Genomic DNA, 25,736 nt, shown 5'->3' with positions numbered 1-25,736 from the left:
ACGAAGCGGCGGCTGGCGAAAGCTTAGCCGACCTTGTGGTCCGTCGTGACGGTGGTCGTGGTGGTCGTCCCGTTCTGGTGATCGATGGTCCGGACGGGCTCGGACGGCTGCACCGGCTTTGCCGGGGTGTCGTCCTCGGACATGCCCTTCTTGAAGGCCTTGATGCCCTTTGCGACGTCGCCCATCATGTCGGAGATCTTGCCGCGTCCGAACAGCAGGACGACGATCAGACCCACGACGATCCAGTGCCAAATACTCGTGCCACCCATGGCAATCCTCCTGCGCCTCGAGAGGCGCGGCGTTTCAGATTAGGAACTCGCCGCCAACCTATGCGTCGGACGCGGCGAAAACAAGGACATCCTTCGTATCGACATCGATGCCCACATCCTGTCCCTCCTTCACGTCAACGGGATCGTGAACGCGGGCCTGGAGCGGGCGGTCGACGCCCTGCACGTCGATATGGACCAGATCGACCTCCCCGAGGAACCGGCGCGAGACCACCCGCCCCGGCAGGCAGAAGCCCGCCGGCCTCAGCCTCACCCCTTGCGGGCGCACGCAGACGATGGCGGGGCCATCGGCCAAGTGCGGCGCCGGGAAAACGCCGACCGGGCAGCTCACCTGGCCATTGCGCACTGTGCCCTCAAGCTCGTTGAAGTCGCAGAAGAACCGGGCTGCAAAGAGGTTCTCCGGCCTCTGGTAGATCGCCTCGGCCTGGCCCTGCTGGATGATCCGGCCGGCTCGCATCAGCACGATCCGGTCGGCGATCCGCATGGCCTCCTCCGGGTCGTGGGTCACCACGATGGTCGTAGCGCCGGTTTCTCTCAAGATCGCGACGGTCTCGTCGCGGATCGCATCGCGCATGCGCCGGTCGAGGTTGGAGAACGGCTCGTCCATGAGCAGCACCCCGGGGCGGGGCGCGATGGAGCGCGCCAGGGCCACCCGCTGCTGCTCGCCGCCCGACAGGGTGTGGGGGTACTCGTTGGCGTAGTGCTCCAGGCCGACGCGGGACAGTGCCCGGCGGGCCGCGACGCCGGCCTCGGACGCCGAGAGATCCTTCAGGCCGAACATGATGTTCTGCAGGATCGTCATGTGCGGGAACAGGGCATAATCCTGAAACATCAACCCGATGCCGCGCTTCTCCGGCTCCACGAAGGCACGCGGTCCGCTCGCCTCCAGGCCATCCATGAGCACCCGGCCGGAGGTGGGAGCCTCCACGCCGGCCGCGATGCGCAGCAGGGTCGTCTTTCCGCAGCCGGAATGGCCGAGCAGGCAGACGATCTCGCCCGGCTCGATGGTGAGCGAGACCCCGTCGAGGGCGCGCTGGCTGCCATAGGCCTGGACGATGGTCTCGAAGGTGAGCTGGGCGGGAATCGAGGCGCCCGCCGTGCCGCGCTGGCCCCATCGGGGCAAGCGGAACCGGTCGAGGGCGAAGCCCGCTGGCCTGTCGGTCATTCCTCGCCTGCCTCGGTCTGGTGCATGTCCAGAGGCTGCAGGAGATCGTCGTCGAGGGGATCCTCATCCTCGCGCAGGGCATCGGCATCGGACGGGATCGGCACCGAGAAGTCGGAGGGAACGCGGCCTTCGATGAAGCCTGCGCCCTTCAGCTCCTCGAGGCCCGGCAGGTCCTCGATGGCGTCGAGGCCGAAATGCTCCAGGAAGGCCGGTGTGGTGCCGTAGGTGACCGGACGCCCCGGCGCCTTCCGGCGGCCGCGCAGGCGGATCCAGCCCGTCTCCAGGAGCAGGTCGATGGTGCCCTTCGACGTGGCGACGCCGCGGATCTCCTCGATCTCGGCCCGGGTCACCGGCTGGTGGTAGGCGATGATCGCCAGGGTCTCCATGGCGGCGCGGGAGAGCTTGCGCTGCTCGACCACGTCGCGGGCGAGCACGAAGGACAGGTCGCTCGCCGTGCGGAAGGTCCATTTTCCCGCAACCTTGACGAGATTGACGCCACGGAGCGCATAAAGCTCGGCCAGATCCTGCAGGATCTTCTCCACGTCGGCGCCTTCCGGCAGGCGGCCGGCCAATTCTTCGGCGCTCAGGGGCGCGGCCGAGGCGAACAGCAGCGCCTCGGCGATGCGCATGGCTTCGCCGTGGTCGGGCACATGGATGGCCTCGGGAGCCTCGTCTTCCATGGTCTCGGGGACTTCGTCCTGCATGTCGGGCAGCATCCTAAACTCCTGCCTCGGCCTGGTCCGCCACGGGCTTGACCCAGACCGGGGCGAAGGCCTCGTCCTGGCGGACCGTGAGCTTGCCTTCCCGCACCATTTCCAGGGTGGCAGAGAGGGCGGAGGCCAGAACGGTCGGGCGCATGGCGGGCTCGACCATGTATTCCACGAGATAAGTATCGAGGGTCACCCAGTCGCTCAGGTGTCCGACCAGGCGCTCCAGGGCCTCGCGGGCGTCGACCAGGGACCAGACGTTGCGCTTGTGCAGGGACACCCGGGCGTTGAACTGGATCTGCCGCTGCTGGGCATAGGCCTTGAGCAGGTCGTAGAGGCTGGCCTCGTAATGGGAATCCCGGGTGATGATCACCGGCTCCGGCGCGCCGCGGGCGAACACGTCGCGGCCGAGCCAGGAACGCTCGCCCATCCTCTTCGCCGCCTCGCGGATCGCCTCCAGGCGGCGCAGGCGCAGGGCGAGCGCAGAGGCCAGATCCTCGGCGCTCGGCTCCTCGCCTTTCGGCGGCTCGGGCAGCAGGAGGCGGGACTTGAGGTAGGCGAGCCACGCCGCCATCACGAGGTAGTCGGCCGCCAGCTCCAAGCGCATGCGCCGCGCCGCCTCGATGAAGGCGATGTACTGCTCGGCGAGCGCCAGGATCGAGATGCGGTGGAGGTCCACCTTCTGGCGGCGGGCGAGTTCGAGCAGCAGGTCGAGCGGCCCTTCGAACCCGTCCACATCGACGAGCAGAGCCGGCTCGCCCTCGGCGCGCTCGTTCAGCTCGACTTCGTCAAAAGGTAAGGGCTTTGCCATGGATGGTACTCAACTCACTCCGCGAAGCTTCACGGGCTTTAGGCGATCATCGCAAGAGCGGAATCGAGCCGGGCCCGGGCATCCACAGGATCCAGAGGCTCCGGATCGTGGGTGATGCGCGCTAACGCTGCGTTAGCGCGACGCAGGGCATCGCCCGCCAGCACGGGTGCGGCCTCGGCCACCGCGCTCATCTCCTCCATGCTGCCGTTGCAGTGGAGGCCCATGTCGCAGCCCGCCGCAAAGGCGGCCTCGGTGCGGCTCCGGAAGGATCCTGAGAGGGCATGCATGGACAGGTCGTCGGTCATCACCAGCCCGTCATACCCGATATGGCCGCGGATGATCTCCTCCATGACGATGCGGGAGGTGGTGGCGGGATGGTCGGGGTCGAGGGCCGTGTAGACCACGTGGGCCGTCATCGCGAGCGGCATGTCGGTGAGCATGCGGAAGGGCGCGAAATCGTGCCGCTCCAGCTCCTCGCGGGAGGCTTCGACCACAGGCAGCGCCAGGTGGCTGTCGGCCCCGGCCCGGCCGTGGCCCGGCATGTGCTTGACCACCGGCAGGACGCCGCCGGCCATCAGGCCCTCGGCGGCAGCCCGGCCGAGCACGGCCACCTGGGCGGGCGTCTTGCCGTAGGCCCGGTCGCCGATGATGTCGTGGGAGCCCGGCGACGGCACGTCGAGGACGGGCAGGCAATCCACCGTGATCCCGACGGACCGCAGATCGTAGGCAATCAGCCGCGCACCGAGGCGGGTGATCTCCCGCTGGACGAGCGGATCGTTGGCGTGGAGCTGTCCATAGGTGCGCCCGGCCGGGTATTTCGGCCAGTGCGGCGGTCCCATCCGCTGAACCCTGCCGCCTTCCTGATCGATGAGGATCGGGGCGTCGGCACGTCCGACCGTGTCCCTCAAGGAGGCGCAGAGCGCCCTCACCTGCTCAGGGGTGTCCACGTTGCGGCGGAACAGGATGAAGCCCCAAGGCTGCGCTTCCCGGAAGAAAGCAGCCTCGTCGGGGGTGAGCTCAAAGCCGGAGCATCCAGCAATAAAGGCGCGGGTGTTCATACCCGCGCCTTACGTCCCCTGCTCGGCAGGGTCAAGAAATCTAGAGCATCGGACCCAAAAGTGGGCACCACTTTTGGGATCAAATCGATGCTCATGTTTCGTTTTGCGCATCGTTGATGCGGAAAACCGGGACCACTTTTCCGCACGATGCGCAATCGGCCAAGCTTGTTCAGTAACAAGCTAAGTCAGTTCTTGGCCACGAAGCATTGGCCGCCCTGCCCCTGGAGCTTGGAGCAGAGGGAGGATGCCTCCTCCTTCGACATCGGCCCGACGCGCACGCGGTAGACGGTATTGCCGTTCACCTCGGCCTTGCGGATCATCGAGGGCTGGCCTTCCAGGTCCGAATACTTGCGCTGGAACGAAGCGAAGACGGACTGGGCCGCCGTCTCGGAGGTGGCAACGCCCAGCTGCACGGCAAAGCCCCCGGTCGGGGTCGTCTCCGCAGCCGCGGGAGCCGCCGGCTGAACCGAGGCCACCTGTTGCGGTGCCGGGGTGCTGGAGGGTGTCGCCGCGGCCGGCGTGGGCTTCGGGGTCGGAGCCGGGGTGGCCGGAGCCGCCACGGGTGTGCTCGCAACCGACTTGGGCTGCGCGACCGGTACGTGAGCGGAAGCCGTCTGAACCGGAGCGTGCTGGGCCTGGGGAGGCAGGGTCATGGCAGCAGGAGCGGCAGGCTGGGGAGCCGGTGCCTCGCCGGCCATGGTTCCATCCGGACGGATCGTGACCGTGCGGACCTTCTTCGGCTCGCCGAGGTTCAGGCTGGCAGTCTGCTGCGGCTTGCCCGACGCGCCGACGGTGCCGCCGGTGGCGTCCGCCACGGCGTTGCCGTTCATGCGCACGGTCTGCTGCACATCGACGGGCTGCTCCTCGCGGTTCACCACCTTGGTGGCGCCGTTCTGGTTGGCACGCTCGTAGATCTGCTTGTTCTGGTTCGGGATCTCGACCCCGCCCGGGTTCTGCGGCTGCACCTTGGTCGGCTCGTTGTCAGCCTTGATCAACGGCGGCTCGCCGCCCGTGATGGAGGAGGAACCCGACGCCATGTAGGCGCCGCCGCCGCCGAGCACGAGAGCGCCGATCACGGCCGCGATGGCAACCGGCCCCTTGCGGGAGCGGGCCTTCTCCACCGGAGGATAATCGGCGCGGTCGGCATCGTCGTAGCCCTGATCGGGGTACTGGGCGGCCTGATCCGAGTAGTAATCCTGCGCATAGGCCTCGTTGCCGTAGGAGTCCTGCTGGTCATAACCCTGGTCCTGACGGGCAGGCTGATGGCCATAAGCCGGCTCGGGGGCGCGGGCATGAGGATAGGCGTCCTGATCGTAGGACTGATGAGCCTGGCCTGCGTGAGGCGCCCGGACCGGGACCTCGCGGGCAGCAGGCGTCATAGTGTCGCGGACGGCGAAAAGGTCGTCGACCGACGCGCTCTGCTGGCGCGGGCGGGACGAGCCATCATTGGCCAAAATCTGTTGAAAAGGATCGTCTTGCCCAACAATACGGGCCAATTCCGCCAGCGGATCGTTCCGCGTGGCAGAGGCCTGATGGTTCTGCGGGGCGCCCGCCTGGGCGAGTTGCCGCTCGATCTCGTTGAGGTCGATGGCAAAACGGGGCTTCGGTGATTCGCTCATGCGCCGGATCTCCAGTTACGCGACAGGAGCACCCGTTGCTCCGCCGGCACGACGTGACAGGACCCAAGGCGAGCAACCCCTAAGCGCTTGATCCGCTTTAGGAAACACTATCGCATTTCGTCAGGTGCCGTAACGCCCAGGATTGCGAGACCAGATGCGAGCACACCCTTCAGGGCATGCACGAGAGCGAGCCTCGCTTGTGTTGACTCTTTATCAGTTAGATTAACAAAGCGTAATTGCGGCAAGTCTTTGCCCTTATTCCATAAGCTATGGAAGGCGCTGGCGAGATCGTAGAGGTAAAACGCGACCCGGTGCGGCTCGTGTGCTTCCGCCGCCGCCTCGATGACCCTCGGGAACTGGGCGATGCGGTGGATGATGTCCATTTCCGCTTCGTCACTCAGAATCGACAGATTGGCCCGTTCAAGCTGAGCGGCCGAGAAGTCCGCGCCCGGGTACGCCTCCCCGGCCTGCCGGAACACGGAGGCGCAGCGGGCATGGGCGTATTGGACGTAGAAGACCGGGTTGTCCTTGGACTGCTCGACCACCTTGGCGAGGTCGAAATCCAGGGTCGCGTCGTTCTTGCGGAAGATCATCATGAAGCGGGTGGCGTCCCGGCCCACCTCGTCGACCACCTCGCGCAGGGTCACGAAGTCGCCCGAGCGCTTGGACATCTTCACCGGCTCGCCGCCGCGCAGCAGCTTCACGAGCTGGCAGAGCTTCACGTCGAGATCGGCCCGGTTGTCGGACACCGCCTTCACGGCCGCCTGCATGCGCTTCACGTAGCCGCCGTGATCGGCCCCCCACACGTCGATCATGGAGGCGAAGCCGCGCTCGAACTTGGAGCGGTGATAGGCGATGTCGGAGGCGAAATAGGTGTAGGAGCCGTCCGACTTGAGCAGCGGACGGTCGACCTCGTCGCCGAACGCGGTGGCGCGGAACAGGAGCTGCTCGCGATCCTCCCAGTCCTCGTCCTTCTGCCCCTTGGGAGGCGGCAGGCGGCCCATATAGACGAGGTCGCGCGAACGCAGCCCCTCGATCAGTGCCTTCACCTGATCCTCGGCGCCGAGCTGCAGGGAGCGCTCGGAGAAGAACACGTCGTGGTGGATGTTGAGCACCGCGAGATCGCTGCGGATCATGTCCATCATGGCGTTGATGGAGGCCTCGCGCACGAGCGGAAGCCACTCGGCCTCCGGCCTGTCGAGCAGGCTCCGGCCATGCTCCTTGGCGAGCAGCTCGCCGACGGGCTTGAGGTAGTCGCCCGGATAGAGCCCTTCCGGGATCTCGCCGATTTCCTGGCCCAGGGCCTCCCTGTAGCGGAGATAGGCCGAGCGGGCGAGGACATCGACCTGCGCACCGGCATCGTTGATGTAGTATTCGCGGGTGACCTTGTAGCCGGCGAAGTCGAGAAGCCCGGAGAGCGCATCCCCGAACACTGCGCCACGGCAATGGCCCACATGCATCGGGCCGGTGGGGTTGGCCGAGACATATTCCACGTTCACGGGAGCGCCCGCCCCCTGATCGCTGCGGCCGAAGCCGTTGGCATCGACGACGGCAGCCCTCAGCACCTCGTGCAGCACCGCTGCGTTCAGGCGGATGTTGATGAAACCGGGACCGGCGATCTCGACCTTGGTGACGCGCGGATCGTCCTGAAGGTCTGTGACGAGCAACTCGGCCAGAGCGCGCGGATTCATGCGCGCTTCCTTGGCCAGCACCATGGCGGCATTCGTGGCGAGATCCCCGTGGGATGGATCGCGCGGCGGCTCGACCACCACGCGGCTGACGTCCAGCCCCGAGGGAATCTTGGCCCCTTCGGCCAACCGGCCAAGCGCATCCGCAACCCGCTTCTCGAACAGCCCGAAAATGTTCATGGTACTCTGTCTCTAGAGGGGCCCCTTGGCCCCGAATGATCCGGTGCGCCTAACGCAGGTCCGGCGTCACGTCAAACAGGCGCCGGTGCTCGAGGATCGCATATCGGTCCGTCATGCCGGCGATGTAATCCGCCACCCGGCGGGCGAGACGCGGCTCGTCGTCTCTCGGCAAGTCGGCCTGCCACTCTTCCGGCATGAGTTCCGGCTCGGCCTTGAAGCGGCGAAAGAGATCGCGCAGCACGTCGTCGGCCTGGGCCCGGACCCGCATCACGTCAGGATGGCGGTACATGCGGGCATAGAGGAAGCGCTTGATCGAGGCGTCGGCTTCCGTCATGGCCTTCGAGAAGCAGACCATCGTGCGCCCCGCCTGCCGGATGTCGCCGGCGTTTTTTGGCGCCAGAGCCTCGATCCTCTGCTCCCCCTCCCTCACCACGTCCTCGACGAAGCGGGTGATCACGCGCCGGGTGAGTTCGTGGATGCGCCGGGAGAGATCGAGGTTGGGATAGCGGACATCGATCTCGGCCAGGAGTTCCGCGATGAACGGCACCTCGCGCAGGTCTTCGATCCTGAACAGCCCGGCCCTGAGGCCGTCGTCGATGTCGTGGGCGTCATAGGCGATGTCGTCGGCAATGGCCGCGGCCTGCGCCTCGCCGCCGGCATGGGTGGCGAGCTCCAGGTCCTGCTGGGCATTGTATTCGAGGATCGCCAGGGGCACGCCCCGGGCAGCATAGCGCAGGGTCGGCTTGCCATCCGCATCGAGGAGCGGGCCGTTGTGCTTGACGAGCCCCTCCAGGGTCTCCCAGGTGAGGTTCAGCCCGTCATATTCCGCATAACGGCGCTCCAGGCGGGTCACGACGCGCAAGGCCTGGGCATTGTGGTCGAAGCCGCCGAAGCCCGCCATGCACTCGTCCAGCGTATCCTCGCCCGTATGGCCGAAGGGCGTGTGGCCGAGGTCGTGGGAGAGCGCCAGGGCTTCGGCCAGATCCTCATCGAGACCGAGGGAGCGGGCCAGGGCCCTGGCGATCTGGCTTACCTCGATGGTGTGGGTCAGCCGGGTCCGGAAATGGTCGCCCTCGTGATAGACGAACACCTGGGTCTTGTGCTTGAGCCGGCGGAAGGCGGAGGAATGGATGATCCGGTCCCGGTCGCGCTGGAAGTCGCTGCGGGTCGGGGAGATCGCCTCAGGGAAGAGCCGCCCACGGCTCCCATAAGGGTCGCAGGCATAGGGGGCTCGCCATCTCTCGCCAAAGGGCCGCACACACATCCCCGGGTTGAAGCCTTGTCAGGGCGCACTTACCTTGGTCATAGCATCTAGTGCAAGATTTGCGTCCTTCGATGGACTGGAAGTGCCCATGACCGGTATCACCCTGACAGAGCGCGCGGCCCGCCGCATCAACGAGATCATGGCCTCCGAGCCGGACGGTTCCCATCTGAGGATCAGCGTCAACGGCGGCGGCTGCTCGGGCTTCCAGTACGCCTTCGACGTGGACCGCACCCGGCAGGACGACGATCTCGTGATCGAGAAGGACGGCGCCACCGTGGTGGTGGACGAGGTGTCGGTCCAGTACATGGACGGCTCGGTGATCGACTTCGTGGACGACCTGATCGGCCAGTCTTTCAAGATCGAGAACCCCCACGCCACCGCCTCCTGCGGCTGCGGCACCTCGTTCTCGTTGTAAAACCGTTACGTAACCGCCTATTCTCCCATCCTGAGCGCCTTTCGGCTAAAGGATGACGGCGTCCGATTCGCCGGCTTTGGGAGAAACCATGAGACTTCGTTACCGCGCCGGCGTTGCCGCCCTCGCCCTGCTCGCGGGCTCGGCCGCCCTGTCGTTCGAGCCTGCCGTTCTGCGCGGCCTCGTGATCGAGACAGGCGGACAGCGCATTTCTGTCGGGGCCGTCAAGGTCCCGCTCTGGAGCGCCGCTTTGGCCCAATCGGCCGACAGCTTCAGCCTCGAGAACGTGACCTTCACCTTCGGGACGACGACTTACGAGACGAAGCGGATCGAGTTCTCCGGCGTGACGACACCCCGGGCCGAGATCGAGGCCCTGTTCTCGTCCGCCTCCTCTGAACTGATGGAAAATCGCCTCAGGCGGATCAACGCGAAGCAGGTCACGATCCCCGAGGCTCGCGTGAAGCAGACGTTGGGCAAGGAGACCCAGACCACAACCTACCGGAACACCGTTCTCAGCGACATCTCCCAAGGGCGGATCGCCTCGGCTGTGATCGAGACAATGGCCATGGAGTCGTCGGGCGCCAAGAGCAAGGCTGTGATCACCGGCGGCCGGACCACCATGGACGAGGTCGACCTGCCGGCCATGGCTCGGCTCTACGAGGCCAAGGCCGAGGGCCCCTCCACGCCCATGGCCAAGATCTACGGAGCGTTCTCGCTGGAGAACGTGCAACTGGTGGACAGCCAGGAAGGCATCACCTTCAAGATCGCCCGCATCGGCGGCCGCGACTTTCTTGGGCGTCCGACGAAGGATTCCTGGACTGGCACCGTCGCCCTGATGACCGAAATGTCGGATCGTACGGATCTCTCATCCGAGGATCAGGCCCGCCTCCTTCCTGCCGTCGCCGACATGATGGATGCCTTCCAGATCGGCTTCATGGAGGCTTCGGGAATCGAGATGGCCTCCAAGGCCAAGGACTCGGCGGGTCAGGCCCGCATTGCCCGCGTCGCCTATACGGGCGGCACGGATGCCCAGCCGGCGGACATGCGGTGGGAGGGCTTCGAGTTTTCCGACAAGGACAACCGTGTGAAGCTCGATTCGTTGAGCCTCACGGGCTTCTCGATGCGGCAGACGCTCGATGGCCTCAGGAACCTTCAGGGCAAGTCCTTTGACGATCTCGATGCCGCGACGGCGCGCAGCCTCGTTCCGACGTTCGGCACCCTGCACGTGTCGGGCTTCTCCATTGACGGAACGACCGAGGACGAGGGCAAGAAGGTCAAGGTTCAGGCGGCGCTGAAAGGCTTCGAGCTGACGGCCGACAAGCCGGTGAACGCGGTCCCGACAAATCTCCGGATCGGGCTGCAGAACCTGACGATGGCCCTGCCGACGAAGAGCACCGACGAAGGCATCAAGGAGCTTGTGGCGCTGGGCTACAAGAACATCGATCTCTCGCTCCTGGCCGCTGCGAGCTGGAACGAGGCAGCCAAGGAGATCACGCTCAGCGAGGTCTCCGCGCATGGGCAGGACATGGGCTCCATCGTGATCAAGGGTCTGATCGGCAATGCAGGCAAGGACCTGTTCGATGCCGACACGGCCGTTGCCACCGTGGCTTTGGCGGGGACGAAGGCCAAGGCGCTCGATATCGTGGTCGACAACAAGGGCCTGTTCGAGCGCTACATGGCCAAGGCCGCCAAAGAGCAGAAGACGACGCCGGAGGCTCTTCGGCGCACCTATGGGGCCGCAGCAGCCTTCGTCGTGCCCGCCATGATTGGAGACTCGGAGCAGGCTCAGGTTCTGAGCCAGGCCATCGCCCGTTTCATCGCCAAGCCGGGCAAGCTCACGGTCAACGCCACATCCAAAGATCCGTCCGGGTTTGGCATTGCCGAAGCGGTGGTGATGTCCGAACCCAAGGACGTGCTGAACAAGCTGAACATCAGCGCGAAGGCGGAGTAGCACTCCGCCGACGGGAGAAGCCCTCGGTGTCATCCCCGCGAAGGCGCGGATCCATAAACTCAACATCTGTAAGAAGAGCGCAGCTCTATCCGCTGCGCTTTTTTCTGCGCCGTTAGCGGTTATGGATTCCGGGCTCCGCTGCGCGGCCCCGGAATGACGGTGATGCGTTCTTAATCCCTCAAATCAGCATCGGCTGATCCTGCTCGGCCGCCTGCGCCTCGACGACCGCGATGGCCGTGAGGTTGACGATGCCGCGAGCCGTCACGGACGGCGTCAGGATATGGGCGGGCTTGGCCGGGCCGATGAGGATCGGGCCGACGGGAAGCGAATCCGCCAGGATCTTGGTGAACTGGAACGCGATGTTGGCGGCGTCCAGGTTCGGCATGATCAGCACGTTCGCCTCGCCGGTCAGGCGCGAATGCGGGTTCACCCGCTCGCGCAGCATCTCGGACAACGCCGAATCCGCCTGCATCTCGCCATCGACCTCGAGGTCCGGCGCACGCTCGGTGATGCAGGCCAGCGCCTCGCGCATCTTCACCGCCGAGCGGCTGTCGGCGGCGCCGAAATCCGAATGCGACAGCAGCGCGATCTTGGGCTCCATGCCGAAGCGGCGCACGTGGCTCGCGCAGGCGATCGTCATGTCGGCGATCTGCTCGGCGGTCGGGTCGAACTGCACATGGGTGTCGGCCAGGAAGTAGGCGCCCTTCGAGGTGATGACCAGCGACAGGGCCGCCAGTTCGTTGACGCCGGGAGCCAGGCCGATGATGTCCTTGATGTGCTTGACGCGGGACTGGAAACGGCCTTCGAGGCCGCAAATCAGCGCATCCGCATCCCCTCGCCTTACAGCCAGCGCGCCGATGACCGTGGAGTTGGTGCGCACCAGCGTCCTTGCCGCATCCGGCGTGATGCCCTTGCGGCCCGCAGCTTCCACGTAGGTGGCGACGTAGTCGCGGTAGCGAGGATCGTCCTCAGGGTTCACCAGCTCGAAATGACGGCCGATCTCCATGGAGAGGCCGAAGCGCTTCATGCGCGTCTCAATCACGCTGGGGCGTCCGATCAGGATCGGCTTGGCGATGCCCTCCTCGACGATCACCTGCACGGCGCGCAGAACGCGCTCGTCCTCGCCCTCGGCATAGATCACGCGCTTCGGCGAAGCCTTCGCCTGCGAGAACAAGGGCTTCATGATGAAGCCGGAGCGGAACACGAAGCGGCCGAGCGATTCCGCATAAGCCTCAAGGTCCGCCAGCGGCCGCGTGGCGACGCCGGAATCCATCGCGGCTTGCGCCACGGCCGGCGCGATGCGCAGGATGAGGCGCGGATCGAACGGGCTCGGGATCAGGGACTTGCGCCCGAAGGGATGCGCCTCGCCGCCATAGGCGCGCGCCACCACCTCGGACGGCGCCTCGCGGGCAAGACCCGCGATGGCCTTCACGGCCGCGGCCTTCATCTCCTCATTGATCGTGGTTGCGCCCACATCGAGGGCACCGCGGAAGATGTAGGGAAAGCACAGGACGTTGTTGACCTGGTTCGGATAGTCCGAGCGCCCGGTGCAGATCATCGCGTCGGGTCGCGCGGCCTCCGCCTCCTCGGGCATGATCTCAGGATAGGGATTGGCCAGCGCCATGATGAGCGGGCGCGGAGCCATCTGGGCGAGCAGCTCAGGCTTGAGCACGCCACCGGCCGAGAGACCGAGGAACACGTCCGCATCCGGGATCACGTCGGCCAGCGTGCGCGCATCGGTGTCCTGCGCATAGACCGACTTCCAGCGGTCCATGAGCTCGTTGCGGCCCTCGTGGACCACGCCCTTGATGTCCGTGACCCAGATGTTCTCGCGCTTTGCGCCGAGCGAGACCAGCAGGTTGAGGCAGGCGAGCGCGGCGGCGCCCGCCCCGGAGGTGACGATCTTCACCTCCTCGATACGCTTGCCGGCCAATTCCAGAGCGTTCATCACGGCGGCGCCGACGATGATGGCGGTGCCGTGCTGGTCGTCGTGAAAGACCGGGATGCCCATGCGGGCCTTCAAGCGCTCCTCGACCTCGAAGCATTCCGGGGCCTTGATGTCCTCGAGGTTGATGCCGCCGAAGGTGGGCTCCAACGCGGCGATCACCTCGACGAGCTTGTCGACGTTGTTCTCGGCCACCTCGATGTCGAACACGTCGATGCCGGAGAACTTCTTGAACAGGACCGCCTTGCCCTCCATGACTGGCTTGGAGGCGAGCGGCCCAATATCGCCGAGGCCGAGCACGGCCGTGCCGTTGGAGATCACGGCCACGAGGTTCTGGCGGGATGTCAGGTTCGCGGCCTGGGCCGGATCGGCTGCGATGGCCTCGCAGGGGGCGGCGACGCCGGGGGAATAGGCCAAGGCCAGGTCGCGCTGGTTGCCGAGGGGCTTGGTGGGCTGGATCTCGAGCTTACCGGGGCGCGGGTACTGATGGTAGAACATCGCCCCCGATTTCAGATCCTGCGAGATGTTGTCTCCCATCCCCAACGCTCCTTGCACCAACCGTGTCACTCAGGACCTTGTGAGCGCCCTGTCCCCCGGCGTCAATGTTCTTCTCTATCGGTTCGGAAAGTCGAGGGGCGCACGAGAGGATCGTTCCACCACGTCATCCCCGGACTTGTTCCGGGGATCCACGTTTTGCCTTTCCACCTCTCCAGCCTCATCCTGAGGAGCAGACGCAGTCTGCGTCTCGAAGGATTGTCCAGTGCCCTCTGGAGCCTCCTTCGAGACGGCGCTGACGCGCCTCCTCAGGATGAGGGTTGAGGGAGACGAAACGGTCTGAAGACGTGGATGGCCGGCACAAGGCCGGCCATGACGTAAAAGGGTTCACCCGGTCGAGCCACCCGGCCGGTTTCTCCGGACGGGTCTTACTTCTCCGGCAGGTTCAGCCGGATGTGCAGCTCGCGCAGCTGCTTGGGCGTCACGTCGGAGGGCGCGCCGAGCAGCAGGTCTTCCGCCTTCTGGTTCATGGGGAAGATGGTGATTTCGCGCAGGTTCTGGGCGCCGCAGAGCAGCATGACGATACGGTCCACGCCCGCCGCCATGCCGCCGTGGGGCGGGGCGCCGTACTGGAACGCGCGGTACATGCCGCCGAACTGCTCCATGACCTCCTTCTCGCCGTAGCCGGCGATCTCGAAAGCCTTCACCATCCGGTCGGGACGGTGGTTGCGGATCGAGCCCGAGGCCATCTCGTAGCCGTTGCAGACCAGGTCGTACTGGAAGGCCGTGATCTTGAGGATCGTGTCCTTGTCCGACGGGTCCAGCGCCATGAAGGCATCGTGGTCGTAGTTCGCCATGGAGAACGGGTTGTGGGAGAAGTCGATCTTCTTCTCGTCCTCGTTCCACTCGTATTGCGGGAAGTCGACGATCCAGCAGAACGCGAAGCGATCCTTGTCGGTGAGCCCGAGCTCGTCGCCGATGCGGGTACGCGCCTTGCCGGCAAGCGACGCCGCCTTGTCCTCGGCGCCGGCGGAGAAGAACACCGCGTCGCCTGCCTTGATGCCGGCCTTCTCGCGGATGACGGCCTGGGCCGCCTCCGGGATGAACTTGGCGATGGGGCCCTTGGCGACGATCTGGCCGCCCTCTTCCTCGAACACGATGTAGCCGAGGCCGGGCGCGCCTTCCGTGCGGGCCCAGTCGTTGAGCTTGTCGAAGAAGGAACGCGGCTGCGAGGCGGCGCCCGTCGCCGGAATGGCCCGCACCACGCCGCCGGACTTGATCACGTTCTTGAACGCGTTGAAGGTCACGTCCTCACGCTCGAACACCTCCGACACGTCGGCGATGATGAGCGGGTTGCGCAGATCCGGCTTGTCGTTGCCGTATTTCAGCATGGACTCGAAGTACGGGATGCGCGGGAACACGTCCGTGACGGGCTTGCCGTCCGCGAACTCCTTGAAGGTGTCGCGGATCACCGGCTCCATGGTCTGGAAGATGTCCTCCTGGGTGACGAAGCTCATCTCCACGTCGAGCTGGTAGAACTCGCCCGGCAGGCGGTCGGCGCGCGGGTCCTCGTCGCGGAAGCAGGGGGCGAGCTGGAAGTACCGGTCGAAGCCGGAGATCATGATCAGCTGCTTGAACTGCTGCGGGGCCTGCGGCAGCGCGTAGAACTTGCCGGGATGGATGCGCGACGGCACCAGGAAGTCGCGCGCGCCCTCCGGGCTCGAGGCCGTGAGAATCGGCGTCGTGAACTCGAAGAAGCCGCTCTGCTGCATGCGGGTGCGGAGGCTGTTGATGATCGCGCCGCGCTTCATGATGTTGTTGTGCAGCTTCTCGCGGCGCAGATCGAGATACCGGTAGGTGAGACGGGTCTCCTCCGGGTATTCCTGGTCGCCGAAGACCGGCATCGGCAGCTCGGCCGCAGGACCAAGCACTTCCATGTCGGTGATGTAGACCTCGATCAGGCCGGTGGGCAGCTCCGGGTTCTCGGTGCCGGCCGGTCGCTTGCGCACCTTGCCGTCCACGCGGATCACCCACTCCGACCGGGCCGTCTCGGCCATCTTGAAGGCCGGGGAATCCGGGTCGATCACGCACTGGGTCATGCCGTAATGGTCGCGCAGGTCGATGAACAGCACGCCGCCATGGTCGCGGATGCGGTGGCACCAGCCGGACAGGCGGGCGACCCCGCCGACATCGGATTCGCGGAGCGCGCCGCAGGTGTGGGAACGGTAACGGTGCATGGAGGCGGACATGGACAAAAGCCTGCTGGTTCGGTTTGAGGCGCAACATCCATGGGAGGCCGGGGAAGTCAAGGCGGAAGGCTGAAATCGAGCCTGCGCGGGAGCGTTCCCTCCCCTGGTCGGGGTGGCGGCTGCGGGCTTTGTCGTGGCTTGTCTCGTGCACTTGAAGGGAAGCGCGGGAGGCAAGGCGGCTTCGCTGCACTCCGGTGGAGCGGGCGAAGATCGGGTCGGGACGGGAGTTCCGCCCGGACGGGAAGCACCTTGGCCTCCCGCGCACGGCTTTTCGACCCTGAGCCTCGCACTCCGGCGGGATCAGGGACGAACCCTCAGACCCGCTTCACGGCGCATCGTGTGCGCAGCCCTTGATGAAGATCCTCGGGCTGGCGAGGCTTGGAAGGCCGGCCCATGGCCCTGCCCGAACAGCAGCCATGCGCCTCATCCTCCACGCAGAGCCCTGGCATGAGGGACCAGCGTCTTGTCCCGCAGCGGCCAGAACCGCATCCCGCCTCCACAACCGACGCCTCGGGCGCGTCCCTCGCGAGGCAGGACGGCACCAGTTATAGCCAAGGTTAGGACGATTGTCAAGAACAAATGAAGAACAAAAATTTACAGCTGCTGACCGGAGTTCAAGCGCAGAATTCCGCGAGACCTCTACTCTGAGTTCGGCGCCGTGCTCTCTCTGTCTTGCTTTGAGATCGGGAGGACGAGGCATTCGGTGTTCTATAACGTGCTGCCAACGACCACTTTCGTCATGCTATAACCGCTGATAACTAGCGTTCAGCGCTGAAGTCGATCCAGGATCTCACCAATGAAGTGCCCACACTGCACGATCGCTTTCTATGATAACTGGGTCGTTGGGGCCATGAACCGAGGCGCCGTGCGATTAGGATGGGTGTACCGTTCAGCCCTCTGCCCCGAGTGCACGGATCTCGTGATCGAGGTATCACCGAGCGCTAAGGATGCTCCTTGGCAGATGCTTTACCCAGCTGGGGCAAATCGTGGGCCAGTCCCCAGCCAAGTACCAGCAAATATTGTTGGCGATTATGTTGAAACATGCAATGTGCTGCCAGTCAGCGCCAAAGCATCAGCCGCTCTCTCTCGGCGTTGCCTACAAGCTATGCTCCGAGCTCACGGCTATAGGGGGCGTGACTTGGCCGCCGAAATCCAGCTTCTTCTCGATGAGTCAGACCCAGCTAAAGCCATTCCTTCGACGCTTCGGATGACGATAGATGGCATCAGGAACTTCGGGAACTTCTCCGCACATCCCATCACAGATGTGACGACTTTACAGATTATAGATGTCGAAGATCACGAGGCTGAATGGTGCCTTGAGATTTTGGAGGAAATGTTTCAGCACTTCTATGTCCGTCCGGCAGAAGCAGCCGCTCGCAAGTTGGCACTTGACGCAAAGCTGGCGGCGGCAGGCAAGCCTCCGTCGAAGGGCTAATCTCACCTCAACAGCCCTAGCCTCTCGGCGATGCTCTCTTCAACGTAGAGGTTGGGTGAGAGCCTGACATGCAGGCCTGGCGAAGGCACGTCACCCTCGCCAGGCCATTCGATCACTGAGAGCGGCAGCGGCCGGTCTTGGTTGTCTCGCGGTCGCCGTCGTCATAGTTGATGCCGATGGTCTCGCCGCCCAGTGACGCGATCTTCCCGGGATACCACTTTCCGGCGCCCTTGAAGTTGCACTCCACTCGACCGCCGATAACCCAATTGTACGGCCTTACGGCACTGACCGAGAGGGTCTCCCGATCACCGTCGTCGTAAGCCACGGTGATGTTCTCACCGGATACTGCTTGGATGACGCCAGGATACCAGTAGCCACCGCCCTTGTACTTGGCGAGAACCCAGTCGCCCTTGGATTGAGCGTGAGCCGAGCCCATGCCGGCGATCAGGCCCAGCGCGATGAGCCCGAGCTTATAAGAAGTCTTCATTGTATACTGCCCCCAGCAAGGCCGCAGGAACGCGGCCAAGCCCTGGGGTATATCTACCTAACCTGAATATCAATGACGTTAAGGAAGATAAGCGGCTTATCCTGTCTGATACTTAACGTATCAAGTACAGTTCAGCGTTCGCCTTACTCTGATCTGACGTTCATCCAGAAGCCTTTGAGACTAGGCATGGCACCCGATAGACTTGCCCTCCGAGGAAGCAACGCCCTCTCGAACGGCAGGCGCAAGGCGAGGCCTGCCAGGATGGAGGCGCGGAACCCTACCCCACCAGCTTCCGGTACAGATGCCATGTGGTATGCCCGAGCACCGGCAGGATCACGACGAGGCCGAGGAAGGCCGGCAGCGTCGCCGTGAACAGCATGAGCACGACGCAGAGCGCCCAGCCCAGCATGGCGGCCGGGTTGCTCACCACGGCCCGCACGCTCGTGATCATGGCGGTGATGAAATCCACCTCCCGGTCGAGCAGCAGCGGGAAGGACACGACCGTGAGCGAGAACGTGACGGCGGCCAGCACCGCCCCGACCACATGGCCGACCGCCAGGAAGGCCAAGCCCTCGGGCGTGGTGAAGAGAACGCCCGGGAAGGCTCCTGCGGGCATCCCGTGGAGCCCGAAGAACAGGGCGACCAGCAGCCTGACCTGATACATCCAGATGATGAACAGGAAGATGGTCACGAAGGCCATCCAGGAGATCTCCTTGCCCCCTTGCGTCCAGATCGCCCCGAACACGCCGGACAGGGTCGGAACCTGCCCCCGCTCCCGCAGCCGGCTGACCTCGTAGAGCCCGACCGCCACGAAGGGCCCGATCAGCACGAAGCCGGCGGCGAGCGGATAGACCAGATAGAGCAGATCCCACAGGAACGCGCAGCCCAGGATGACCACCCCGCCGAGGGCATAGACGCTGCCGAAGAACAGCCCGAAGGCCGGGTAGGCCTGGAAATCCCGCAGGCCCGCCGACAGGGCATCGACGATGTCCGAGCGCCCGATCCGGCGGATCGCCGGCTCCTTGCGAGCCAGGGGTGCGGTGGTGCGGATGTCCTCGCTCATGCGGCGTCCCTTCCTGATCCGGCCTTCGGCGCCCCTGGGCTATGCCCGACCCGGCCAAATCGGCATTCCGGCATCATAGTTTCAGCGGGCGTCGGCCGTCGACTCAGGAAGAGCCCCTAGAACGTCCGGCACTCAGCTCCACCGCTTGGCCATCCAGATCCGGTCGTGGCCAGGCGGGCGGTCCTTCAGGCGCCCGATCTCCACATAGCCCTGCTTTTCATAGAACCCCTCCGCCTGGAAGGTCGACGTGGTCAGCTGCGCGCCGATGGCCCCATGCATCCGGGCGGCCTCCTCGGCCATGTCCAGCAGGCGTGAGCCGTAGCCCTGCCCGCGCAGGGCCTCGTCGACCCAGAAATGGTCGACCTGCAGCCAGCACAGGGCAATGACGCCCCGAATGCCGCCGCGCACCCGGTTGTCACCGTCCCGCAGGAGCAGGGTCAGGGGGATCAGGGGCAGTGGGCCGGTCTTCTCGATGACATGAGCCCGCAGGCCAGCCGTCACGTCATCCGCGCCGGGCGGATTGGCTTCTTCGAGAACCTCGATGTGCATGGAGTTGCCTCGAATTTGACGCCACCAGTGCAGTGCCGTCTCATGAGCATTATGCAATAATGATGCCTAAACCAAGGGCGCTCAAGGGCTCACCCAACCGGACAGTGAGGTTGAATGTCATCCAGGAGAGACCTGTTGGAGCAAGTCGCCCGCGAGATCGCCTCTCTCGGGAAGCGTGCGACCATCGCGGTGGATGGGGTGGACGGGTCGGGCAAGACCAGCTTTGCGGATGAACTTGCACCAATGATCGAGCGGCATGGACGACCTGTCATCCGAGCAAGCGTCGATGGTTTTCATAACCCGAGGGAAATCCGCTACCGGCGCGGCAAAGATGATCCTGAAGGCTTCTTCCGCGATTCCTACGACTACGACAGCTTGCGGCGGCATCTCCTCGATCCATTCGGTCGAGGTGCAGCGTGGGTGGACGTCGCACGCTTCGACCACAGGGCCGACCGTGAAGCTGTTTCGACCCGCAAGGCAGAGCCTTCGGCAGTGCTGCTGCTGGATGGTATCTCTCTTCATCGGGACGAGCTGCGCGATCACTGGGATTACAGCATTTTCCTCGCCGTGCCGTTCGCGGTGTCCTATGCGCGAATGGCTCAGAGAGACGGCTCCAATCCCGATCCGTCGGCACCGGAAAACCGCCGCTACTATGAAGGCCAGATCATCTACTTTCAGACCTGCCAGCCGCAAAAGCGGGCAACGGTAATCATCGACAATTCCTGCCTGGAAGCGCCCCGTCTCGTGAACGTCCTATAAGGGCAGTGCTGGTTTATTCTCCTTGTGGTTCCAAGCTCTTTCTGGCTTTCGGCAGCCCCAAAATGCCTGCTGCACAAAGCGTGAGTTCCCATACTCTGCCTACAGCTACGACCCCTGCAACACCCCTATTGGGGCTGGCCGGCAACCGATCCTAGTCCTGCAGGGGATATCCTCATGTTCCGAAGCGCGAAAAGACTGCAACCGTTGCAGGCCTTTCCCGGCGTTGATAAGCCAGCCGAATGCGTGCGCCCATCTTCCAAGTCGATGCTTTCACCAGCCGCCGGTTCAGCGGGAATCCGGCTGCGGTCATCGTGTTGGACCGGTTCCCGCCCGAGGACGTGCTGCAGGCTGTTGCGGCGGAAAACAACCTTCCCGAGACCGCCTTTGTGGTTGCCGACAATGGCGACTACAGAATTCGCTGGTTTACGCCGACGGTCGAGGTTCCGCTCTGCGGCCACGCAACGCTTGCGAGCGCGGCGGTCGTCATGGAGAGGGTTGAGCACGCGCGCGAGGTGGTCGTATTCCATTCCGCGAGCGGCCCGCTCACGGTCCGCCGGTCGGCGACTGGTTATGTCATGGATTTTCCGAGACGAACCCTGGAGCCCGTGGCGATGCCGCCGGAGCTGCCGTCGGCCCTCGGCGCCACGCCGGTCGAGGTGGTCTGGGACGGCTCCAACTTCCTGGCGCGGCTTGCCACGGCCGAGATCGTTCGCAGCCTCAATCCCGATCTGGCGGCGATTGAGAGGCTGGCCCGCTCGGGCGTGATCGTGACGGCGCCGGGAGACGCGGGCTTCGATTTCGTGAGCCGCTACTTCGCGCCCGCCAAGGGCATTCCCGAAGATCCCGTGACAGGCGGGGCCCATTGCGGCCTGACGCCGTTCTGGGCGGAGAGGCTGGACCAGACCGCTTTCAGAGCCTTTCAGGCCTCGCGGCGCGGCGGAGAAATCGTCTGCCGCCTCGTCGGGGATCGGGTTGAGCTCGAGGGGGCCTGCGTCTTCTACCTGGAAGGAACAGTGGATTTCTGAGCCTGCGTTTGGCTTATCGCGCTGTGGCCGAGAGCTCGGTTGAAGTCCGACGCGGAATCCGCCAGCTGCAACGACCGGCACAGCATCGTTGAGCCATATTTTTCCTTGAATTTTCAAAGGATTTTTCCGCCTCTTCGAGCCCCGGCTTCCTTGCAGAACAAAGAGTGAAATCCCATATTCTTCCTATGGTTACCACCCTTGCAACATCCCTGTTGAAGCCGGCCCGGAACGCTCCTGTCGAGGAGCGGATCGAGGGCAACTGGCACGTCTATCCTCTGGAGGCGGCGCTGGAGCTCGACTATGTGGACCAGGCCGGCAATGCCACCCGGCGCTGGGTGCTGGCGCGCGAGCTGAAGGTCGGTCCGGGCAAGATGCTGCTCGGCGGCATCGACATCCTCACCGAGGACGGTTATCGCGGCTTCCGGGTCGACCGGATCCGGCGTCTGGAGGATGCGGAGACCGGCCTTGAGGTCGAGCACAATATCCTCGACTGGCTGATGAAGCTCGCCGAGCGGCAGGCCCGTGCCCGGCGCAAGGCCGCCAAGCGCTTCCCCATGCCGAGCTCCGGAACGTCCGCCGAGGACATCATCCGCTAAACCAGGACGGCGCCCGTTAGGGCGCCGTTTGCTTAAACCTAGGATCGTAGCTCCTGAAACATCCCTGTGATGGGATGTCACATAATCTCACGCAATTAGGCACACTGGGACCGCTTGTCGGTCACGCGTGGTCAATGTAACAATATTTTGTTTATCACTAGACCTCAGTGTTGCGTTGACCCAATCCCTGTTCAGACCGCAAGCGCTTGAAGCGGCCACCTCCACGGCGGCTGCCGGGTCTCCGCCGATTACCCCTTTCTCATGGCATCTGCTCGGCGGCTTCATCACCGCCATCGTGGGGCTCGTCCTCGCGTTCGTCGCCACCGCCGAATATGCCCGCAAGGAAACGGCGGTCGGGTCCCTCGTCGCCAGCGGCGGGGCCGTGCGCGTGGCCGCCATGCGCGGCGGCGTGGTGGCCGACCTGAAGGTGGCGGAAGGCGACCGGGTCGTCGCCGGACAGGCCCTCTTCACGGTCTCGTCGCAGCAGCAGCTGGAGGCCGGCGGCACCCTCGACCGGGCGGTGCTCGCGTCTCTCGAAACACAGGTCGCCGTCCTGAAGGAGCAGATCGCCTCCGATCCCGACCGGGTCGCCATGGAGCGCCACCGGCTGGACACCGCCATCGCGTCGGTGCGGGCCGAGCGCGAGGCGCTGCTGGCGCAGCGCGAGATCATGGCGGCGCGCGTGCAGGCGGCCGCCGAGCGGCAGCGCACCTTCGCGGGTCTCGTGGAGCGGGGAAGCGTCACCCGGGCGGCCCTGCAGGAACATGAGGAAGCGCTCCTGTCCCGGCGCCAGTCCCTGGCGGATCTCGACCGGCAGGTCGCCGCCATCGAGAAGGAGCTGGGCCAGGTCCAGCTCCAGCGCGAGCAGCTGCCGGTCCAGCAGGCGGAGCGCCTGGCCGGGTGGCGGCTCAGCCTCGCCGACCGGGAGCGCCAGCAGGCCGAGGTCCAGGCGCAGGGCGCCCAGGTGATCACGGCCCCGGTCTCCGGCAAGGTGACGGCCCTGCAGATCAGGGCCGGCCAGGTGGTCGATCCCAACCGCCCTCTCCTCACCCTCCTGCCCGACGGGCCGGGCCTGAAGGCCGAGGTCTACGTGCCGAGCCGGGCCATCGGCTTCGTGGCCCCCGGACAGGCCGTGCGCCTGATGGTGGACGCCTTCCCGTTCCAGCGCTTCGGCACCGTGAGCGGCACGGTCGAGACCGTGTCCCAGGCGGTTCTCGCCCCCGGCGACGTGCTCGGGCGCGTGGTGCTCGCCGAGCCGGCCTACCGGGTGACGGTGCGGCTGGAGCGGCAGAGCATCGACGCCTTCGGCCAGCCGGTCGATCTCCAGCCCGACATGACCCTCAGGGCCGACATCATCCTGGAGGGCCGTTCCCTGCTCGCGTGGCTGTTCGAGCCGATCCTCAGCGTCAGGGGGCGGATGTGAAGCTCTCGGGCAGCCTCGACCTTTTCGGCGAGCCGCGCCTGCCTGCCATCATGCAGTCGGAAGCCGCCGAATGCGGCCTCGCGTGCCTGGCCATGGTCGCGACCTATCATGGGCGCGAGGTGGACCTGGTGGCCCTGCGCCGCCTGTTCTCCATCTCGCTCAAGGGCGTCACCCTCAAGGACGTGCTGGTCATGGGCCAGCGCCTCGGCATGACCGGACGGGGCCTGCGGCTGGAGCCCGAGCAGCTGGGCGAGATCAAGCTGCCCTGCATCCTGCACTGGGACATGAACCACTTCGTGGTGCTCAAAGATGTCGGGGCCCGCAGGATCACCATTCACGATCCCGCATCGGGCGTGCGCACCCTCACCCTGGAGGAGGCCGGACGCCATTTCACCGGCATCGCCCTGGAGCTGACCCCGACCAGCTCCTTCGAGCGCAAGAAGGAAACCTCGCGCCTGAGCCTCACGGCCCTCTGGGGCCGCATGCCGGGGATCAAGCGGGCGCTGGCCCAGGCGCTGGTGCTGTCGGGGGTTCTGCAGCTGGTGGTGCTCGCCGCTCCCTTCTACATGCAGCTCGCCGTCGACGAGGCGGTGATGAAGGGCGACGGGGGCCTTCTGACCGCGTTGGCGCTCGGGTTCGGCCTGCTCACCCTCATCCATATCGGGGCGGACTGGCTGCGCTCCCACGTGCTGCTGTTTTTGAGCGGCGCACTCAATTTCCAGATGGGCGCCAACCTCTTCCACCATCTCGTGCGGCTGCCGCTCGCCTGGTTCGAGAAGAGGCATATCGGCGATCTCGTCTCGCGCTTCCGCTCGGCGGAGCCGATCCAGCGTCTCGTCTCCGAAGGACTGGTGGCGGCCCTCGTCGACGGGGTGATGGCGACGCTGACCCTGGTGATGATCCTGATCTACAGCCCCAAGCTGGCGGGCATCGTGGTCGCGGCGCTCGTTCTCTACGGGCTCCTGCGCTTTGCCCTCTACCGTTCCCTGCGCCAGCGCCAGGAGGAGATGATCGAGGCCTCGGCCAAGGAGCAGACCACCTTCATCGAGACGGCCCGCGCCATCCAGAGCATCAAGATCTTCGGGCGCGAGGCCGACCGGGAGGCCCTGTGGCAGAACCGCCATGCGGACGAGATCGGCCGGGGCATCCGGCACGGACGCTTCACCATCGGGTTCAAGACGGCCAACGACCTGATCTACGGCCTCGAGAACGTGCTCGTGGTCTATCTCGGCGCCCGGGCCATCATGGGCAACGAGCTCACCATCGGCATGCTCTATGCCTTCATGGCCTACAAGGAGCAGTTCCTCTCCAAGGCCACCAACCTGATCGAGACCGGCATCCAGTACCGCATGCTCGACCTGCACCTGGACCGGCTGTCCGACATCGCGCTCGCCGAGCGGGAGCAGGACCGGCACGGGGAGAGCCTGATCGCCCGCGCGGTGAAAGGCGCCGTGGAGCTGAAAGGGGTCAGCTTCCGCTATGCCGACACGGAGCCGGAGGTTCTGTCCGGCGTGGACCTGAAGGTCGAAGCCGGCGAGTTCGTGGCCGTCACGGGCCCGTCGGGCGGCGGCAAGACCACGCTGCTCAAGATCATGCTGGGCCTGTTCAAGCCGCTCGAGGGCACGGTGCTGATCGACGGCACGCCCATCGCCCATGTGGGCACCCAGGCCTTCCGCTCGCAGGTGGGCGTGGTGATGCAGGACGACCAGCTTCTCTCAGGGAGCATCGCGGAGAACATCTGCTTCTTCGATGCGTCCCTCGATCTCGACTGGATGCGCGCCTGCGCGGACGTGGCCGGCATCGACGGCGAGATCATGGCCATGCCCATGAACTACAACACGCTGATCGGCGACATGGGCACCACCCTGTCGGGCGGGCAGCGGCAGCGGGTGCTGCTCGCCCGCGCGCTCTACCGCCGCCCCCGCATCCTGTTCATGGACGAGGGCACGTCGAGCCTCGATCTCGACAAGGAGCGCGAGGTGAACCGGGCACTGGCGGAGCTGAAGATCACCCGCATCGTCATCGCCCACCGGCCGGAGACGATCCGCGCCGCGGACCGGATCGTAGTTCTGAGGGAGGGCCGGGTCTCCCCGCCCATGGACGGCGACGCCCTGGCCTTCACGGAAGCGGCCCGGCACAATCTGGGCACGCGGGCCTGAGCGGCGCGAAACGAAAAAGGCGCGGCTCCCAGAAAGCCGCGCCCTTCAAGTCGAAAACCGACCGGAGAGAAGCATCAGGTTGAGACGGCAGCCTCAACCCTGCCTTCTCCATGCCGATCAGAAAGTGGTTTGATAGACGATAATCCGGCGACCGCCTGCAGCCGAAGAGAGTTCCTTCTCGCTCAGCTCGACGATGACCTTCTTGTTCTTCCCGTCCGTCTTGGTCTGTGTCTTCTTCATGAAGACCTCCCCAGTTCCAGGTGCCTTTTGCGCACCGATCCTGACCATCAAGCCAGTGATACAACATAACAATAAACGGGGCCTTCATGTCAATTGGTTAGGTTTTACCAAGGCTTAACCAAGGGTCAGCTCTGTGGACGACGGACTCGCGGGCTCCTTGCAGATGGGT

Annotated in this window: 22 protein-coding genes; 8 read left to right on the top strand and 14 right to left on the bottom strand. The window is 65.1% G+C overall.

All coding sequences use genetic code 11. The annotated features are described in order from the left end of the window. Positions 1-23: 23 nt before the first annotated feature. The 8 genes from MA07_RS14340 to MA07_RS14305 form a co-directional block, all read right to left on the bottom strand. The gene (locus MA07_RS14340; RefSeq protein WP_036351954.1) at positions 24-269 is read right to left on the bottom strand and encodes a twin-arginine translocase TatA/TatE family subunit; all 246 of its coding nucleotides are present in this window, start codon (positions 267-269) and stop codon (positions 24-26) included. Between the two features lie 58 nt (positions 270-327). Beyond that, positions 328-1,452 (bottom strand): ABC transporter ATP-binding protein, encoded by a 1,125-nt coding sequence (locus tag MA07_RS14335; RefSeq protein WP_036351951.1) that lies wholly within the window; start codon positions 1,450-1,452, stop codon positions 328-330. Continuing rightward, entirely contained in the window at positions 1,449-2,132 is a 684-nt protein-coding gene (gene scpB, locus MA07_RS14330; RefSeq protein ID WP_052003185.1) for an SMC-Scp complex subunit ScpB, read from the bottom strand. The genes MA07_RS14335 and scpB overlap by 4 nt, the downstream gene beginning before the upstream one ends. A gap of 37 nt (positions 2,133-2,169) precedes the next feature. Next, positions 2,170-2,970, bottom strand: a complete 801-nt coding sequence (locus MA07_RS14325) for a ScpA family protein (protein WP_036351946.1) — start codon at positions 2,968-2,970, stop codon at positions 2,170-2,172. A gap of 38 nt (positions 2,971-3,008) precedes the next feature. After that, positions 3,009-4,028: a beta-N-acetylhexosaminidase gene (gene nagZ / locus MA07_RS14320; protein ID WP_036351943.1), complete on the bottom strand. Its 1,020-nt coding sequence runs from the start codon at positions 4,026-4,028 to the stop codon at positions 3,009-3,011. 185 nt (positions 4,029-4,213) lie between these two features. After that, positions 4,214-5,647, bottom strand: coding sequence for an SPOR domain-containing protein (locus MA07_RS14315; protein WP_036351940.1), 1,434 nt, complete (start codon positions 5,645-5,647; stop codon positions 4,214-4,216). A 107-nt stretch (positions 5,648-5,754) separates the two neighbouring features. Then, a complete protein-coding gene (argS, locus tag MA07_RS14310; RefSeq protein ID WP_036351938.1) occupies positions 5,755-7,515 on the bottom strand; it encodes an arginine--tRNA ligase in 1,761 nt (586 codons plus the stop codon). A gap of 49 nt (positions 7,516-7,564) precedes the next feature. Then, positions 7,565-8,779 (bottom strand): deoxyguanosinetriphosphate triphosphohydrolase, encoded by a 1,215-nt coding sequence (locus MA07_RS14305; RefSeq protein WP_036351936.1) that lies wholly within the window; start codon positions 8,777-8,779, stop codon positions 7,565-7,567. An 88-nt stretch (positions 8,780-8,867) separates the two neighbouring features. Between MA07_RS14305 and erpA the strand changes: the two genes are divergently transcribed. Together erpA and MA07_RS14295 are read left to right on the top strand one after the other, a co-directional pair. Continuing rightward, positions 8,868-9,194 (top strand): iron-sulfur cluster insertion protein ErpA, encoded by a 327-nt coding sequence (gene erpA, locus MA07_RS14300; protein WP_036351932.1) that lies wholly within the window; start codon positions 8,868-8,870, stop codon positions 9,192-9,194. 88 nt (positions 9,195-9,282) lie between these two features. Then, positions 9,283-11,142: a hypothetical protein gene (locus MA07_RS14295; protein WP_036351930.1), complete on the top strand. Its 1,860-nt coding sequence runs from the start codon at positions 9,283-9,285 to the stop codon at positions 11,140-11,142. 178 nt (positions 11,143-11,320) lie between these two features. On the opposite strand, the gene MA07_RS14290 is transcribed toward MA07_RS14295, so the two are convergent. Both MA07_RS14290 and aspS read right to left on the bottom strand, forming a co-directional pair. Continuing rightward, on the bottom strand, positions 11,321-13,624 hold the full coding sequence (locus tag MA07_RS14290) for an NADP-dependent malic enzyme (protein WP_036351928.1): 2,304 nt from the start codon (positions 13,622-13,624) through the stop codon (positions 11,321-11,323). A gap of 386 nt (positions 13,625-14,010) precedes the next feature. After that, positions 14,011-15,819: an aspartate--tRNA ligase gene (gene aspS / locus MA07_RS14285; protein WP_036352162.1), complete on the bottom strand. Its 1,809-nt coding sequence runs from the start codon at positions 15,817-15,819 to the stop codon at positions 14,011-14,013. A gap of 808 nt (positions 15,820-16,627) precedes the next feature. Here aspS and MA07_RS14280 point away from each other — a divergent pair. Further along, on the top strand, positions 16,628-17,266 hold the full coding sequence (locus MA07_RS14280) for a DUF4145 domain-containing protein (protein WP_348270406.1): 639 nt from the start codon (positions 16,628-16,630) through the stop codon (positions 17,264-17,266). A gap of 112 nt (positions 17,267-17,378) precedes the next feature. Here MA07_RS14280 and MA07_RS14275 read toward each other — a convergent pair whose 3' ends face one another. The 3 genes from MA07_RS14275 to MA07_RS14265 all read right to left on the bottom strand — a co-directional run bounded on the left by MA07_RS14275 (position 17,379) and on the right by MA07_RS14265 (position 19,365). Continuing rightward, positions 17,379-17,753, bottom strand: coding sequence for a tudor domain-containing protein (locus MA07_RS14275; RefSeq protein WP_036351920.1), 375 nt, complete (start codon positions 17,751-17,753; stop codon positions 17,379-17,381). Between the two features lie 277 nt (positions 17,754-18,030). Further along, positions 18,031-18,816, bottom strand: a complete 786-nt coding sequence (locus tag MA07_RS14270) for a DUF2189 domain-containing protein (RefSeq protein WP_052003169.1) — start codon at positions 18,814-18,816, stop codon at positions 18,031-18,033. 132 nt (positions 18,817-18,948) lie between these two features. Then, on the bottom strand, positions 18,949-19,365 hold the full coding sequence (locus tag MA07_RS14265) for a GNAT family N-acetyltransferase (RefSeq protein ID WP_036351916.1): 417 nt from the start codon (positions 19,363-19,365) through the stop codon (positions 18,949-18,951). Between the two features lie 135 nt (positions 19,366-19,500). Here MA07_RS14265 and MA07_RS14260 point away from each other — a divergent pair, with 135 nt between their 5' ends. The 5 genes from MA07_RS14260 to MA07_RS14240 all read left to right on the top strand — a co-directional run bounded on the left by MA07_RS14260 (position 19,501) and on the right by MA07_RS14240 (position 25,327). Next, positions 19,501-20,124, top strand: coding sequence for a uridine kinase (locus MA07_RS14260; protein WP_244445252.1), 624 nt, complete (start codon positions 19,501-19,503; stop codon positions 20,122-20,124). A gap of 239 nt (positions 20,125-20,363) precedes the next feature. Beyond that, positions 20,364-21,149 carry a PhzF family phenazine biosynthesis protein gene (locus MA07_RS14255; RefSeq protein WP_036351913.1) on the top strand — a complete coding sequence of 262 codons (786 nt, stop codon included), beginning with the start codon at positions 20,364-20,366 and terminating at the stop codon, positions 21,147-21,149. Between the two features lie 185 nt (positions 21,150-21,334). Further along, complete coding sequence (locus tag MA07_RS14250) at positions 21,335-21,745, top strand: hypothetical protein (RefSeq protein ID WP_052003168.1); 411 nt, start codon at positions 21,335-21,337, stop codon at positions 21,743-21,745. Positions 21,746-21,920: 175 nt separating this feature from the next. Then, positions 21,921-23,168 carry an HlyD family efflux transporter periplasmic adaptor subunit gene (locus tag MA07_RS14245; protein ID WP_036351911.1) on the top strand — a complete coding sequence of 416 codons (1,248 nt, stop codon included), beginning with the start codon at positions 21,921-21,923 and terminating at the stop codon, positions 23,166-23,168. Continuing rightward, complete coding sequence (locus tag MA07_RS14240; protein ID WP_036351909.1) at positions 23,165-25,327, top strand: peptidase domain-containing ABC transporter; 2,163 nt, start codon at positions 23,165-23,167, stop codon at positions 25,325-25,327. Before MA07_RS14245 ends, MA07_RS14240 begins: the two co-directional genes overlap by 4 nt. Before the next feature lie 117 nt (positions 25,328-25,444). On the opposite strand, the gene MA07_RS31200 is transcribed toward MA07_RS14240, so the two are convergent. After that, on the bottom strand, positions 25,445-25,567 hold the full coding sequence (locus MA07_RS31200) for a hypothetical protein (protein WP_280114243.1): 123 nt from the start codon (positions 25,565-25,567) through the stop codon (positions 25,445-25,447). Between the last annotated feature and the right edge of the window lie 169 nt (positions 25,568-25,736).

The sequence above is a fragment of the Microvirga sp. BSC39 genome (assembly GCF_000739015.1).
In the GTDB taxonomy this organism is placed as follows: Bacteria; Pseudomonadota; Alphaproteobacteria; order Rhizobiales; family Beijerinckiaceae; genus Microvirga.
The sequence above is the reverse complement of the archived record's forward strand: the minus strand, read 5'-3'. Positions and strand labels throughout refer to the sequence as shown.

Coding starts and splice junctions, on each gene's coding strand:
- MA07_RS14340 (WP_036351954.1), bottom strand. CDS start 269: ATGGGTGGCACGAGTATTTGGCACTGGATCGTCGTGGGTCTGATCGTC.
- MA07_RS14335 (WP_036351951.1), bottom strand. CDS start 1,452: ATGACCGACAGGCCAGCGGGCTTCGCCCTCGACCGGTTCCGCTTGCCC.
- scpB (WP_052003185.1), bottom strand. CDS start 2,132: ATGGAAGACGAGGCTCCCGAGGCCATCCATGTGCCCGACCACGGCGAA.
- MA07_RS14325 (WP_036351946.1), bottom strand. CDS start 2,970: ATGGCAAAGCCCTTACCTTTTGACGAAGTCGAGCTGAACGAGCGCGCC.
- nagZ (WP_036351943.1), bottom strand. CDS start 4,028: ATGAACACCCGCGCCTTTATTGCTGGATGCTCCGGCTTTGAGCTCACC.
- MA07_RS14315 (WP_036351940.1), bottom strand. CDS start 5,647: ATGAGCGAATCACCGAAGCCCCGTTTTGCCATCGACCTCAACGAGATC.
- argS (WP_036351938.1), bottom strand. CDS start 7,515: ATGAACATTTTCGGGCTGTTCGAGAAGCGGGTTGCGGATGCGCTTGGC.
- MA07_RS14305 (WP_036351936.1), bottom strand. CDS start 8,779: ATGTGTGTGCGGCCCTTTGGCGAGAGATGGCGAGCCCCCTATGCCTGC.
- erpA (WP_036351932.1), top strand. CDS start 8,868: ATGACCGGTATCACCCTGACAGAGCGCGCGGCCCGCCGCATCAACGAG.
- MA07_RS14295 (WP_036351930.1), top strand. CDS start 9,283: ATGAGACTTCGTTACCGCGCCGGCGTTGCCGCCCTCGCCCTGCTCGCG.
- MA07_RS14290 (WP_036351928.1), bottom strand. CDS start 13,624: ATGGGAGACAACATCTCGCAGGATCTGAAATCGGGGGCGATGTTCTAC.
- aspS (WP_036352162.1), bottom strand. CDS start 15,819: ATGCACCGTTACCGTTCCCACACCTGCGGCGCGCTCCGCGAATCCGAT.
- MA07_RS14280 (WP_348270406.1), top strand. CDS start 16,628: ATGAAGTGCCCACACTGCACGATCGCTTTCTATGATAACTGGGTCGTT.
- MA07_RS14275 (WP_036351920.1), bottom strand. CDS start 17,753: ATGAAGACTTCTTATAAGCTCGGGCTCATCGCGCTGGGCCTGATCGCC.
- MA07_RS14270 (WP_052003169.1), bottom strand. CDS start 18,816: ATGAGCGAGGACATCCGCACCACCGCACCCCTGGCTCGCAAGGAGCCG.
- MA07_RS14265 (WP_036351916.1), bottom strand. CDS start 19,365: ATGCACATCGAGGTTCTCGAAGAAGCCAATCCGCCCGGCGCGGATGAC.
- MA07_RS14255 (WP_036351913.1), top strand. CDS start 20,364: ATGCGTGCGCCCATCTTCCAAGTCGATGCTTTCACCAGCCGCCGGTTC.
- MA07_RS14250 (WP_052003168.1), top strand. CDS start 21,335: ATGGTTACCACCCTTGCAACATCCCTGTTGAAGCCGGCCCGGAACGCT.
- MA07_RS31200 (WP_280114243.1), bottom strand. CDS start 25,567: ATGAAGAAGACACAGACCAAGACGGACGGGAAGAACAAGAAGGTCATC.